The organism is Bradyrhizobium sp. STM 3809 (assembly GCF_000239795.1).
Classification (GTDB): Bacteria; Pseudomonadota; Alphaproteobacteria; order Rhizobiales; family Xanthobacteraceae; genus Bradyrhizobium.
This window is the reverse complement of record NZ_CAFJ01000090.1, coordinates 1-13,147: the sequence shown is the minus strand read 5'-3', so window position 1 is coordinate 13,147 and position 13,147 is coordinate 1. Positions and strand designations below refer to the sequence as shown.

Genomic DNA, 13,147 nt, shown 5'->3' with positions numbered 1-13,147 from the left:
CCCGGGACAGCGCGTCGGTGGTTACGCGTGCCGGCGCGTGACCGGCGTATGCATGGCCTCCTGCTCGCGGCGCAGCCGCACCGCGGGCAGGGTCTCGTCAATGGCGACGTCCGCCCAGCTGATGCACGCATCCTTGGCCACCGGGCGGACCAGCCGCACCTGGTGCGCGAGCCCGAGGGGAAGATAGCCATGGGCGAGCGCGGTCTCGGCCGGCGTCAGCTTGCCGAAGACCGTATAGCCGCCTTCGCCGTCCAGCATGTCGCCGGGCTGCAGGTCGCGCTTGGCGGTCGCGGCGACATCGGCATTGAAGCAGGTCGCGACCCCGGTCGGCTCCCGTCGCAGGGCGATCGAGGCGACGGAGATGCCGAGCTCTAGGCCGATCAGGTGCCATTTCTTGTACGAGCTCATGTAGCAGCCGCTCGGATCGGTGACCACCTTGTACTCCTCGAAGCAGTTGCGGACATAGTCGCTGTCGCCCTCGAAACAGACCCAGACGCCCTTGCGGATGTCGTTGGCGATCGGGCGCCCGTCCGCGGTGAGACACGACACGACCTCGACCTGTCCCTTCGCCTCCAGCACGCCGCCCTCCGCACGCGGCCGCATCAGCGCTGGAATGTCGTCGACCGAGCCGGGCGGAAATGCGAGGCCCTCCGACGGGGCTTCAAGCCCGGTGGCATTGGCGATCGCGGCCGACTCGATCGCAGGCTTGGAGCCGTCGAGAAAGGCGTTGAACATCTTCGGGTTCATGCCGCCGCGCGCGGCCTGCTCGGCGGTGAGCCCCCAATGGTCCCACACGGTCTCGGGCGTGGACTCGCGGTAGTGCGGCAGCCATTTGTGGCCGCGCCCCGCCGCCACGACGGGAAAGCCGCAGGCCCGTGCCCAATCCACGAGATCGCAGGCGAGCGCCGGCTGGTCGCCATAGGCAAGGCTGTAGATGACACCGGCCTGCCTGGCCTTGTGCGCCAGGACGGGCCCGCAGAAGGCGTCCGCTTCCACCGTCACGTTGATGATCGGCTTGCCGGCGGCAAACGCCGCGAGGCAATGCTCGACCGCAGCGATCGGGTTGCCGGTGCACTCGACGATCACGTCAATCGGGCCGCACGCGACCAGCGACTGCCAATCGTCGCTCACGAACGTCGTGCCTCGCCGCAGCGCCTCCTCGAGCGAGGCCGCCGCGTAGCGCTCCGCCGACCAGCCCACGCGCGCGAGGTTCTCGACGGCGCGCGCGGGCGACAGATCGGCAATGCCGACAAGATGGATGCCGGGCGTGCGCGGCACCTGGTGCAGATACATGGCGCCGAACTTGCCGGCGCCGATCAGTCCCACCCTGACGGGCCGGCGCGCCACCGCGCGCTCCATGAGCTTGGCGTAGAGGTTCACGGCCGAATCTCCGTTGTCGAAGGCGCGATCTTCACCCGGCGGAGCGGAAATGAGAACGACGGATTCGCCCTTGAAGATCGATGAATCCGGCCGATGGTCTGGCATGCACATCGGATCTATCGCAGGGCCAAATATGGCCGCGCACATTCGGTGCCAACGATCCGCTCGGCCTCGTCTCTTGCCGCGGCCGTCGCTGCGCTCTTGTGTCTCACGTTGTCGATTTGTGACGCGCGGCGTCGCCATCGCAGGGCCTCCCGCCGGTTGCTGCGCCCGGCGCAGCCTGACGCCCGCGCGACATGCTCGCTTTCTTTCGTCCGCAATGGTGTAGGAGCAAGGCTTCTTGCTGCAGCGCAGATGTCGGCGCCTACGCGCTGCGCCAGCGCGTTCGCTTGACACGAGAGGAGCAGCCTCTAGTCTTGATGGTGCGGCTTACATGGCCCGGCTGGTGGTCTCATCCGGCGTTCTCATGGGATCCGACGAAAAAGCTCCGCTCCGGCGTGCCGAGAAGATGCGAGCGATGTCAGAAAGATGTTCCTGGGAGGGAATAATGAATAGACGCGAAACGCTCAAGCTGATGGGGGGTGCGACGGCCTTGTCCGTTGCCGGCCTGCCGAGCCTGTCCTGGGCCGACACTCCGAAGGAAATGGTCACCGTCGTCAAGATCGCAGGCATTCCGTGGTTCAATGCGCTGGAAAAGGGAATCCAGAAGGGCGCCAAGGATTTCAGCATCAACGCCAGCATGGTCGGCCCTGCGAATGTCGACCCGGCGCAGCAGGTCAAGCTGCTGGAAGACCTGATCGCGAAGAAGGTGGCCGTCATCGGCCTCGTGCCGCTCGACGTGAAGGTGTGCGAGCCGGTTCTGAAACGCGCACAGGCCGCGGGCATCAAGGTCATTACCCATGAAGGTCCGGAGCAGGAAGGGCGCGACTGGAACGTCGAACTGATCGACTCCGTCCGCTTCGGCGAGGTGCAGATGGAGCGGCTGGCCAAGGACATGGGCGGCAAGGGCGAATACGTCGTCTATGTCGGCACGCTGACGACACCGCTGCACAACAAGTGGGCCGACGCCGCCATCGCCTACCAGAAGAAGAACTACCCCGACATGAAGCTCGTCGCCGACCGTTTTCCGGGCGCTGACGAGATCGATACCAGCCAGCGCACCACGCAGGACGTCATCAAGGCCTATCCCAATCTCGCCGGCATTCTCGGCTTCGGCTCGAACGGACCGATCGGCGCGGGCAATGCGGTTCGCCAACAGCGTCTGCAGAAGAAGATCGCCATCGTCGGCACCGTGCTGCCGAGCCAGGCCAAGGCGCTGATCAACGACGACATCATCCGCGAGGGCTTCCTCTGGAATCCGACGGATGCCGGTTACGCGATGGTCGCCGTGGCCTCGCTCGTACTCAACGGCAAGCCGATCACCGACGGCGTCGAGGTGCCCGGCCTGGGCAAGGCGGCGGTGGACGTGGCCGGAAAGCAGATCAAGGTCGACAAGATCATGCGGATCAACAAGGAAACCGTCGACGGCCTGATCGCCGGCGGGCTCTGACCCATCGCAGCGCGCTCCGGGCACTGCGCCCGGAGCGCGACTTTGCCGATCCCATCCGTTTCCGATCACACGCGTTCGGGCCCTCGCCCGCAGCGCACGTCATCCTCGCCGCGAATCGTCCCGGCATCTTTCGTCAGTTCGAGACCAACACCTTGGCGCCATTCCTGGACATGTCCGGCATTTCGAAGCGCTTCGGCGGCGTCCATGCCCTTCGCAATGTGGACCTGACCCTGGAAGCCGGCGAAGTGCATTGCCTGGTCGGAGAGAACGGCTCCGGCAAATCGACGCTGATCAAGATCATTTCCGGCGTGCAGGCCCCCGAACCCGGCGGGCGGATCTCGATCGCAGGCCAGGACTATCCGCATCTGAATCCGGTGCGCTCGACGCATTGCGGCATCCAGGTGATCTATCAGGACCTGTCGCTGTTTCCCAACCTCAGCGTGGCGGAGAACATTGCGATCGGCCAGCATCTCGGCGGCCTGCGGACGGTCGATTGGACAGCGATGCGCACCATTGCGCTGAACGCGATGGCCAAGGTGGGGGCCGAGTTCGATCCGGACACCAAGGTCGCCGAATTGCCGATCGCCGGACGGCAGCTGGTCGCGATCTGCCGCGCGCTGGCGGCGGATGCCAGGCTCATCATCATGGACGAGCCGACGGCGTCCCTGACCCGGCACGAGGTCGATGCGCTGATCGCCCTGGTCAGCGAACTCAAGCGCGCCGGCATCTGCATCGTGTTCGTCAGCCATCGGCTGGACGAAGTCCTCGAGATCGCCGAGCGCGTCACCGTGTTGCGCGACGGCGCCAAGGTCGGCACCTTCGCCGCCGATACCATCGACAGCCGCAAGCTCAGCCATCTGATGACCGGCCACGCCTTCGACTACGACATCCAGCCCTACCATGTCTCGGCGGCCCCGGTCGTGCTCGAGATCAAGGGGCTCGGTCGAGACGGCGACTACGAGGACATCGATCTGACCCTGAGATCCGGCGAGATCCTCGGCCTCACCGGCCTGCTCGGCTCCGGTCGCACCGAGCTGGCGCTGTCGCTGTTCGGCATGAACCCGCCCGATCGCGGCGCCATCCTGCTCGATGGCAAGCCGGTCACGCTCGCCTCCAACGCGGAGGCGATCCGCCAGGGCATCGCCTACGTCCCCGAGGACAGGCTGACTTTGGGCCTCATTCTCGACCAGTCCATCACCTCGAACCTCACGCTCACCGTTCTCGAACGCCTGGCCGGCCGGCTTGGGCTGATCAGCGCCGGGACGCGGAAAGATCACGTCGCGCAATGGGTCTCCAGGCTCGGTATCAAAGTGTCCGATCCCGAGAATCCGGTGAAGACGCTGTCCGGCGGCAACCAGCAGCGGGTCGTGCTGGCGAAGTGGATGGCGACCAACCCGCGCGTGCTGATCCTCGACAGTCCGACCGTGGGAGTCGACATCTCCGCGAAGGACGGCATCTATGAGGTCATTCGCCGGCTCGCCGACGCCGGCGTCGCGGTGCTGCTGATCTCCGATGAGATCCCCGAGGTGCTCTATCACAGCCATCGCGTGCTGGTGATGCGGCACGGACGGCTGACCCTGGACGTTCCGGCTTCGCAAACCTCCGAACCGGCATTGCGACAGGCGGTCAATGCCTGACAGCCTCAAAGCCGCCCTCGCACGGTTCCGGCGCAGCCACGAGTTCTGGCTGCTCGCGGTCATCCTGCTGCTCTGCGCCGGGCTCGGCGTCGCCAACGCGCAGTTTCTGACCATGCAGAATCTGTTCGATCTGCTGACCTCCTATGCGTTCGTCGGGATTCTGGCGCTCGGGCTGCTGGTCGTGCTGATCGCCGGCGGCATCGACATCTCATTCACGGCCACTGCGTCGGTCGCACAATATGTCGCGCTGGCCTTCGCCAATGCCTATGGCGCAAACTGGTTCACCGTGTTCGCCATCGCGATGGGCACCGGCCTCGCGCTCGGCGCCATCAATGCTCAGTTCATCCAGAAGCTGCGCATTCCCTCCATCATCGTCTCCGTGGCCACGCTCAACATCTTCTACGGCCTGTTGATCTTCGTCACCGGCGGCAAATACATCTATTCGCTGCCCGACTGGTTCGCGACCGGCATCTTCTGGTTCGAGTTCGACTGGGGCAAGACCAGCTCCTACGGCGTCAACCTGCAGATCCTGGTCCTCGGCGTCAGCTTCCTGATCACCTGGCTGCTGCTCAACCGCACCAATATCGGCCGCCAAGTCTACGCGATGGGCGGCAATCCGGACGCGGCGCAGCGGCTCGGCTTCCACACCTTCCGGCTCAACATGCTGGTCTATTGCTACATGGGCGTGATGGCGGGCGCCGCCTCGCTGGTGCAGGCGCAGCTCGCCCAATCGGTGGCCCCCACCGTGCTGGTCGGCAAGGAGCTCGACGTCGTGGCCGCCGTGGTGCTCGGTGGCGCCAGCCTGTCGGGAGGTGTCGGGACGGTGCTCGGCACGTTCCTCGGGCTGACCCTGCTCGCCGTGCTGCAGAACGGACTGATCCTGCTCGGCGTGTCGTCCTACTGGTCGCAGCTGTTCGTCGGGCTGGTGATCCTGATCTCGGTGTCGGTGACGGCGTGGTCGCAGCGCGAACGGCGCGCAAGACGAGTGCGCGCATGAAGCAGGAAACCTCGCTCTCATGGCTCCAGCGCGTCGGCCGCTCTCTGGGCGGCGGCACCATCGGGACGCTGACCCTGCTGCTGGTGTCGCTGTGGGTCGTGTTCGCGCTCGTGATCGGTGACCGCTTCTTCTCGGCGAGCACGCTGCAATCGATGGCCTTTCAGATGCCGGAGCTCGGCATCCTGTCGCTCGCGATGATGCTCGCTCTGCTGTCCGGGGGACTCAATCTCTCGATCATCGCCACGGCCAATCTCACCGGCCTCACCATCGCATTCATGCTGACGCGCACGGTGCCCGGCAGCGAAGGCATCGCCTGGGTGGGATGGCAGCTGGTCGCGATCGCCGCCGGCTTCGCCGTCGCCGGGCTGATCGGACTCATCAACGGCTACGTGATCGCCTATCTCAACGTGTCGCCCATCCTGGCGACGCTCGGCACCATGACGCTGTGCAAGGGGGTCGCGATCGGGCTGACCCGCGGCAACGTGATCTCCGGATTTCCCGATCCCATCATCTTCATCGGCAACGGCACCATCTTCGGCGTGCCGTTCGCCCTCGTCGTCTTCGCGCTCTGCGCTGTTCCGGTGGCGATCCTGCTCAACGCCACGCCGTTCGGCGCGAAGGTCTATCTGATCGGGTCGAACGAGAAGGCGACGCGCTATTCCGGCGTCGATACCCGCGCCGTGCTGTTGCGGCTCTATGTCTATTCGAGCCTGCTGGCCGGCGTCGCCGCTGTCGTGATGATGGCGCGGTTCAATTCCGCCAACGCCGCCTATGGCGAGAGCTACCTTCTGGTCACGATCCTGGCTGCGGTGCTGGGCGGGGTCGATCCGTTCGGCGGCTTCGGCAAGGTCGGCGGCCTGGTCCTGGCGCTGGCGATTCTTCAGATGATCTCGTCGGCCTTCAATCTGCTCAACCTCAGCCAGTTCCTCACGCTGGCGATCTGGGGCGGCATTCTGATCGCGGTGGCCGCCGTGCCGCATCTGCGCGCCCTGCTGCGACGGTGAGGACCGCGATGCCCGGCGCCGCCGCACCAGCCAGGATCGCCGTGCTCGACGTCGGCAAGAGCAACCTCAAGCTCCTGGTCGCGAGCGATGACGGCTGGCCGATCGAGACGCTGTCGGTTCCAAATTCTGCTACGACCTCCGACCGCTATCTCGCCTACGACCTGGCCGCGCTGGAAGGCTGGTTCCTGGATGCCTTGGCCGAGGTGGCGCGGCGTCACGCCATCGCGGCCGTGGTCGCGACCGCGCATGGCTGCTCCGCAGTGCTCACCGACGGCCAGTCGGCCGTGCTGCCGATGATGGACTACGAAGCGGTCTCGCCGCCCGAGATCGACGATGCCTATGAGAGAATGGCGCCGCCCTACGGCGAGGTGTTCTGCTCCAACGGTGCGGGCGCGATGCGGCTGGCCAAGCAGCTGCTCTGGCAGCAGACCGCGTTTCCGGCCGAGTTTGCCCGGGCCACCTGCTATCTCACCACGGCACAATATCTCGCCATGCGGCTCGGCGGCCGGGCCGCGAGTGAAATTTCGCAACTGGCGGCGCAGGGGCACATCTGGGACGCGATCCGCGAGCAGCCGTCCTCGATCATGCGCGCGCGCGGCTGGGACCGGCTGTTGCCGCCGCGCGAGGCGGCGGGGACCGTGCTCGGGTCCGTGTCGGACACGGTGAGCCGCCGCACCGGCCTGCCCGCGGCGACGGAGATCCTGTGTGGCGTGCACGATTCCAACGCCAATCTGTTCCGCTACAAGGCCGCCGGCCTGCGCGACGTCTCGGTGCTGTCGACCGGGACCTGGATGATCTGCTTCAACCGCGGCCTCGATCCGGCCGAGCTCGATCCCGATCGGGCCATGGTGCTCAACGTCGATGTCGACGGCGAACCCGTGCCGTCCACGCTGACCATGACGGGACGTGAATATGAGCTGATCCGGCGCGACCACCTGGCCGACGACGCGGCGGTGCTGGCAGCGATGCCAAGGCTGTGCGCGCAGCGGACGCTGGCGCTGCCCTCTTTCGTCGGCGACGACGGATTATTTCCCGGCGCCGGCAGGCGCGGCCGCATCGTCGGCCCGTCGCCCATGGCGCCCGCGGAGTGGCAGGCGCTGGCGGCACTCTATGCGGCGTTCACCGCGAGCAAATGCCTCGACGCGCTGGCGAGCACCGGGCACGTCATCATCGACGGCGGCTTTGCGGCGAACGAGCCATTCGCGCGGGCACTGGCGACGCTGCGCCCAGATCAGCGCGTGTCGCGGAGCCAGTCGCGCGATGGAACCGCGCTCGGCGCCGCGCTGCTGTGGAAGCGTTCGTCCCGCACCGCGCCGGTCCCGAGCGTTGTGCTCGATGAGGCCGTCCCGCTCGACGATGGCGCCGACCGCACGCAAGTGCTCGAGGCTTATAAAACCTGGCTTGTCCAATCGGAGCTATCAGCATGATCACGGACCACCACGCCGACCTTCGCCAGGGCATCGTCGACACCTGCCGGGAAATGAATCGCACCGGCCTCAACCAGGGCACCTCGGGCAATCTCTCGCACCGGATTCCCGGCGGCATGCTCATCACGCCGACCTCGCTGCCCTACGAGCACATGACCGCGGACGACATCGTCGCGATGGATTTTTCCGCCGAGTATGAGGGCAATCACCGGCCGTCATCGGAATGGCGCTTCCATCGCGACATCCTGAAGGCGCGGGACGACGTCAATGTCGTGCTGCATACGCACTCCACCTTCTCCACCATCCTGGCCGTTCACGAGCGCGCCATTCCGTGCTTCCACTACATGGTCGCAGTCGCCGGCGGCAATGATATCCGCTGTGCGCCCTATGCCTGTTTCGGCACCCAGGAACTGTCGGACCACGCGCTCGCCGCGCTGGACGGACGCAAAGCCTGCCTGCTCGGCCATCACGGGCTGATCGTCACCGGGCCGACCTTCGAAAAGGCGCTCTGGCTCGCCGTCGAAGTGGAGACGCTCGCCAAGATGTACGTCCATGCGCTCGCCATCGGCGAGCCGCCGCGCCTGACCGAAGCCGACATGGCCCAGGTCCACGAGCAGATCCGCCGCATGGGCTACGGCCAGGCGCCGGATCTCGATGACGTAGGCGATGTGCCCCGGCGGAAGTCGCCCTGAAACGAACGGACGCCGGGTGCATGCGTGGTCTGCCCGACGTCGCAGGCTGACGACTCGTCCGCCAGCGGACGCTTGAATTTTCTGACCGTCTTAGCTCGCTGATCGGCAGCGAGGCAAATTCGCGCAGAGCAGAAGTCGCATGGAGGAAGTTGGTAGCCGGATCCGATACGCGAGCCCACTATTCCGGAGGCACTCTTCTCCCATCGGAGGGCAGGCTAGTCCACCAAAAGCAACCGAGGGCGCCAAATCGCGATATGGCGAACGGCCTGATATCGATCGGTGCGTCCTTGCCGGACACGAGGTCGGCGATGATGCGCCCGGTGATCGGACCCGAGGCCAGGCCGACATGCCCATGGCCGAAGGCGTGGAAGATATCCGGAGATGCGGAGGACGCTCCGATGACCGGACGGCCATCCGGCGTCGAGGGCCGATGCCCCATCCAGCGTTCGATCTTCAGGCGCTCGCGTGGCCCAAGTCCTGGATAGGTCTTCAGCGCGTGTTGGACGAGGATCTCGACGCGCCGCCAATCCGGCTCGGCGTCGACATGCGTGAGCTCGACCTGCCCAGCGAGCCGCAGGCCGGCAGCGGTGGGCGTGTTGGCCATGCGTCCATCGCTCGGCATGACCGGACAGCGCGGGCCGGCTTGCGGTGACGCAATCACGCCGTGGTAGCCGCGCTCGCTCGCGAGCATGACGCGATCGCTTGCGGCACGCGCAAGCGCCCTGGAGCGAATGCCGCTGCAGATCACGGCGCGATCGCAGGCGATTTGGCCGCGATCGGTCGCCACCGCCTCGAGACGGCTATTCATCAGGACGAAACCGTTGGCGCGCGCGCGGACGAGAACGCCGCCTCGCGCGCACACCGCCTGCACGATCGCAGCCACATAGGCGCCGGGATCGGCGCAATGGGCGCCGTCCTCGACCAGGATGCCGAAGCGGTAGTCCGGACTGAGATCCGGCTCGCGGCGCCGCAACGCCTCGGCTTCGAGTTCGCGCCATCGCAGCCCGTTGTCCTTTCGAAGTCGCCAGGCCAGGCCCTCTTCCGCAAACGCCCTGCGATCGCGATAGGCATAGAGCAGCCCGGTGCGATGGATCAGATCGAGCCGTCCGATCTCCTCCGCCAGATCGGCGTGGCGCTGCGGAGCATCGCGCAAGATCGATGCGAGCACGCGCGCCGTGTGCTCGACCTTCTGCACGGTCCAACCGGCCGCGAGGAAGCGCCACAGCCACGGCGCCAGCGACGGCAAGGCCATCCAGCGCAACACCAACGGCCCGCTCGGATCGAGCAGATAGCCCGGCACCTTGCGCCACAGACCGGGCATCGACATCGGGATGATCGACGCGGGGCTGATCCAGGCGCCGTTGCCATAGCTCGCCGCCTGGGGTCCGCCGGGCTCGTCCGGCTCGATCAGCGTGACGGCATGACCGTCCTTGATCAGCTCCCAGGCCGTGGCCGCGCCGACGATGCCGGCGCCGATCACTGCGATGCGCAGCGGCTTCTGACTCTGTGCCATTGGCAGCTATCTGCGTCGCTACGCGCTGGCCGCGGCTGCCGGCAACCGGCCGCTATGGAAATGACTGAGGAAGGCGCGCGTCGCGGCCTCCCGCGGCGTATCGATCACCTGCCGTGCCGGCCCGTCCTCCACCACCACGCCGTCGCGCATGAAGACGACGGTGTCGGCCACCTCGCGTGCGAACGCCATTTCGTGCGTCACGAGCACCATCGTCATGCCCTCGGCCGCGAGCTGGCGGACGACCGCCAGGACCTCGCCGACGAGCTCGGGATCGAGCGCCGATGTCGCTTCGTCGAACAGCATCACCTCCGGCTTCATCGCCAGGGCACGCGCGATCGCGACACGCTGCTTCTGGCCGCCGGACAGCTTGTCCGGCGCGACGTCCGCCTTGTCCTTCAGGCCGACCTTGTCCAACAACGCCAGCGCCGTCTTGCGCGCCTCATCCGGCCGGACCTTCAGAACCGTGACCGGCCCCTCCATCACATTCTGCATGGCCGACATATGCGGGAACAGATTGAAGTTCTGGAACACCATGCCGGTCCGCGCCCGGAACGCAGCGAGCTCCTTGTCGCGTGGCAGTTTATGACCATTGGTGAAGTCCATGGTGCTCTGACCGACGCGGATCACGCCGCTTTCCGGGATGGTCAGCAGATTGAGGCACCTGAGCAGCGTGGACTTGCCCGAGCCGCTGGGCCCGATCAGCGCGACGACGCCTCCGCGCGGGACGCGCAGCGATATGTCCTTCAGCACGCTCACGGCTCCGAAGGATTTCTTCACGTGAAGGAGCTCGATCATCGCGACATCGGACATCGGAGCTTTTGCCTCACTCGTTGACATCGCCAACCTCAATGCGCAAGCCGCGCTTCGAGTACGCGCGCGACACGGGTCATCGGGAAAAGGATGATGAAGTAGATCACCGCGATCATCGTGTAGGTCTCGAGAGGCCGGTAGGTGGCGGACGTGATGAGCTGCCCCTGATACAGCAGGTCCGGAACGGCCAGCACCGAGAGCAGCGAGGTGTTCTTCAGCTGCAGCACGGCCTGGTTGACCAGCGGAGGAATCATCCGCTTCAGGGCCTGCGGCATCACGATGCGCCGCATCAGGTCGAAGCGGCGCATGCCGAGGGCGCGCCCGGCATCCCACTGGCCGGGATCGATCGAGACGATGCCGCCGCGAATGATCTCCGAATAGAACGCGCCGCCATAGAGGCTGAGCGAGATGAACGCCGCCACCGCAGGCGACAGCTCGACGCCGATCAGGACCGGGAGCGCGTAGTAGATCCACACCAGCTGAACCAGCACCGGCGTGCAGCGGAAGATCTCGACGAGCATCACTAGGGGTGACGAGATCAGCCGCATGTTGGACAGGCTCGCGATCGCCACGATGCAGCCGACAATGAACCCGGTGATCGCGGTGATGATGGTGAAGCCGATCGTATAGGCCGTTCCGACGCCGATCAGCTTGCTGTATTGCAACAGGAAGCCGAAGCTCCATTCGTAGTGCATCGCACCTATCCCATGCCAAACGATTGCGAATAGGCGGCCTGGGTCAGCCCCGCATAGAACCAGCGCCCGAGTGTGATGACGTCGTAAACCGGCACTCCGAATTCACGCGACACCTCGGCGGAAAACGGCGGCAGATTGGTGCATTCGAACACGATGGCACCGATGTTCGGATCACCGGAGAGAAGCGTCCGGACGGCTGCAAAGACATCGCGCCGCAGCCATTCGCGATCATAGGGGCGACCGCCTTCGATATGCGCGCGCAACGCGCCGTCGGGAGGAAGCCCGACTCGCGGCGTATCCGGATCGGCGCCGACGGCAACGAAGTGCCTCTCCGTCAGAGCCTTCGCATCGTAGGTGATCACACCCGCACGGCGGCCCGCGGGCAGGCAGCGCTCGACGACCGGCAATTGCAGCAGGCTCGAGGTGGCGAGCGGCAGCTTCATCCGCGCGGAAAGCTCGCGTTGGCGCGCTGCCAGGAAACCGCATGACGTCGTCAGGCCGATCGCCCCCTCCGCATGCAGCTCGTCACCGGCCTTGACGAACGCATCCAGGAGGTCGGCGTCATCGCCGCCGACGACCTTGCGCGCGGATGCGCCCGGAACGATCTTGAAGATCACATCGAACGGCCAGCTTGCGGAATGGCCGACGTCCCCCGGCGGACGGTGGATCGCTGCATCGAGCATCATGATGCCGAGCGGAGGATGTCGTTCGTTCTGCGTCAAGCCGTGTCCTTTCGACAGCGATGCGCGCCGTTTCAGCGTGGTGCCGATGCAAAACTGCCCGCGCCATGAATGAACGCGGGCAGGTCAATCGACAGCATCAGAACTGGAGGCCCGGAGGAATGTCCTGCTCCTGGATGTTCACGAGCGAAAGGCTCGCCAGGATCCATTCGCGCAGCGCGCCGAGTGCACGGCTATATTCCAGCCAGTTGTCGACATAGGTGCGGAAGCGGGTATCGGAATCGACACGCACGCCGCAGCAGGTCGGCTGCGCGGCAACCGGCGTCGGGATGATGACCTTGCCGACCTTCGCGTTCTTCTTGACGGTCACCAGCGACAGCATCGCGACCTGGATCAGGCAGTCCGCCCGGCCCGACTGCACCGCCAGCACGGCCTCGTCCGGGGTCTTGAGGGCAACCAACGTCGCCTTCGGCAGCGTGCGCCGCGCATAGAGATCGTGGGTGGAGCCGATATCGACGGCCACCTTGACCTCGGGCTTGTTGAGGTCTTCCCATGATTTCGGCTCGAAGCCAGGCTTCGCGATGATGGTGAAGGTGTTGTTCATGATCGGGCGGGTGAATTCCACGATCAGGGCCCGCGACGGCGTCGGGCTCAGCCCGAACATGATGTCGATCTTGTTGGCCTGGAGATCCAGCACCGAGTTGCCCCAGGTCGATTCGATGATCTCGACCTCGGCTTCCATCGCCTTGGCGAGCTCGGTCGC

Annotated in this window: 12 protein-coding genes; 6 read left to right on the top strand and 6 right to left on the bottom strand. The window is 65.9% G+C overall.

All coding sequences use genetic code 11. The features are described 5' to 3' along the window. Positions 1 to 21: 21 nt before the first annotated feature. Positions 22 to 1,380, bottom strand: a complete 1,359-nt coding sequence (locus tag BRAS3809_RS04845) for an NAD(P)H-dependent oxidoreductase (RefSeq protein ID WP_035655293.1) — start codon at positions 1,378 to 1,380, stop codon at positions 22 to 24. Positions 1,381 to 1,927: 547 nt separating this feature from the next. Here BRAS3809_RS04845 and BRAS3809_RS04840 point away from each other — a divergent pair. The 6 genes from BRAS3809_RS04840 (at position 1,928) to BRAS3809_RS04815 (ending at position 8,686) form a co-directional block, all read left to right on the top strand. Continuing rightward, positions 1,928 to 2,929, top strand: a complete 1,002-nt coding sequence (locus tag BRAS3809_RS04840) for an autoinducer 2 ABC transporter substrate-binding protein (RefSeq protein WP_008960983.1) — start codon at positions 1,928 to 1,930, stop codon at positions 2,927 to 2,929. 152 nt (positions 2,930 to 3,081) lie between these two features. After that, positions 3,082 to 4,566 (top strand): sugar ABC transporter ATP-binding protein, encoded by a 1,485-nt coding sequence (locus BRAS3809_RS04835; protein ID WP_008960982.1) that lies wholly within the window; start codon positions 3,082 to 3,084, stop codon positions 4,564 to 4,566. Beyond that, positions 4,559 to 5,563: an ABC transporter permease gene (locus BRAS3809_RS04830; RefSeq protein ID WP_008960981.1), complete on the top strand. Its 1,005-nt coding sequence runs from the start codon at positions 4,559 to 4,561 to the stop codon at positions 5,561 to 5,563. Before BRAS3809_RS04835 ends, BRAS3809_RS04830 begins: the two co-directional genes overlap by 8 nt. Beyond that, a complete protein-coding gene (locus BRAS3809_RS04825) occupies positions 5,560 to 6,567 on the top strand; it encodes an ABC transporter permease (protein ID WP_035655291.1) in 1,008 nt (335 codons plus the stop codon). Before BRAS3809_RS04830 ends, BRAS3809_RS04825 begins: the two co-directional genes overlap by 4 nt. Positions 6,568 to 6,575: 8 nt before the next feature. Further along, positions 6,576 to 7,994, top strand: a complete 1,419-nt coding sequence (locus BRAS3809_RS04820; RefSeq protein ID WP_035655282.1) for an FGGY-family carbohydrate kinase — start codon at positions 6,576 to 6,578, stop codon at positions 7,992 to 7,994. Next, positions 7,991 to 8,686 (top strand): class II aldolase/adducin family protein, encoded by a 696-nt coding sequence (locus BRAS3809_RS04815; RefSeq protein WP_008960978.1) that lies wholly within the window; start codon positions 7,991 to 7,993, stop codon positions 8,684 to 8,686. Before BRAS3809_RS04820 ends, BRAS3809_RS04815 begins: the two co-directional genes overlap by 4 nt. Before the next feature lie 178 nt (positions 8,687 to 8,864). Here BRAS3809_RS04815 and BRAS3809_RS04810 read toward each other — a convergent pair whose 3' ends face one another. From BRAS3809_RS04810 to BRAS3809_RS04790, 5 genes are all read right to left on the bottom strand, one after another. Further along, positions 8,865 to 10,199, bottom strand: coding sequence for an NAD(P)/FAD-dependent oxidoreductase (locus BRAS3809_RS04810; RefSeq protein WP_008960977.1), 1,335 nt, complete (start codon positions 10,197 to 10,199; stop codon positions 8,865 to 8,867). Between the two features lie 18 nt (positions 10,200 to 10,217). Next, on the bottom strand, positions 10,218 to 11,009 hold the full coding sequence (locus tag BRAS3809_RS04805; RefSeq protein WP_008960976.1) for an amino acid ABC transporter ATP-binding protein: 792 nt from the start codon (positions 11,007 to 11,009) through the stop codon (positions 10,218 to 10,220). A gap of 35 nt (positions 11,010 to 11,044) precedes the next feature. Beyond that, positions 11,045 to 11,704 (bottom strand): amino acid ABC transporter permease, encoded by a 660-nt coding sequence (locus tag BRAS3809_RS04800; RefSeq protein ID WP_008960975.1) that lies wholly within the window; start codon positions 11,702 to 11,704, stop codon positions 11,045 to 11,047. Between the two features lie 5 nt (positions 11,705 to 11,709). Further along, on the bottom strand, positions 11,710 to 12,426 hold the full coding sequence (locus tag BRAS3809_RS04795) for an aspartate/glutamate racemase family protein (protein WP_008960974.1): 717 nt from the start codon (positions 12,424 to 12,426) through the stop codon (positions 11,710 to 11,712). Positions 12,427 to 12,523: 97 nt separating this feature from the next. Further along, positions 12,524 to 13,147 (bottom strand): transporter substrate-binding domain-containing protein (locus tag BRAS3809_RS04790; RefSeq protein ID WP_035655280.1); only part of this gene is annotated, 624 nt, incomplete at its 5' end.

Bases quoted from the DNA above. Each gene is read 5' to 3' on its own strand.
- BRAS3809_RS04825 (WP_035655291.1), top strand. From the start codon at position 5,560: ATGAAGCAGGAAACCTCGCTCTCATGGCTCCAGCGCGTCGGCCGCTCT.
- BRAS3809_RS04800 (WP_008960975.1), bottom strand. From the start codon at position 11,704: ATGCACTACGAATGGAGCTTCGGCTTCCTGTTGCAATACAGCAAGCTG.
- BRAS3809_RS04830 (WP_008960981.1), top strand. From the start codon at position 4,559: ATGCCTGACAGCCTCAAAGCCGCCCTCGCACGGTTCCGGCGCAGCCAC.
- BRAS3809_RS04815 (WP_008960978.1), top strand. From the start codon at position 7,991: ATGATCACGGACCACCACGCCGACCTTCGCCAGGGCATCGTCGACACC.
- BRAS3809_RS04810 (WP_008960977.1), bottom strand. From the start codon at position 10,199: ATGGCACAGAGTCAGAAGCCGCTGCGCATCGCAGTGATCGGCGCCGGC.
- BRAS3809_RS04805 (WP_008960976.1), bottom strand. From the start codon at position 11,009: ATGTCCGATGTCGCGATGATCGAGCTCCTTCACGTGAAGAAATCCTTC.
- BRAS3809_RS04840 (WP_008960983.1), top strand. From the start codon at position 1,928: ATGAATAGACGCGAAACGCTCAAGCTGATGGGGGGTGCGACGGCCTTG.
- BRAS3809_RS04820 (WP_035655282.1), top strand. From the start codon at position 6,576: ATGCCCGGCGCCGCCGCACCAGCCAGGATCGCCGTGCTCGACGTCGGC.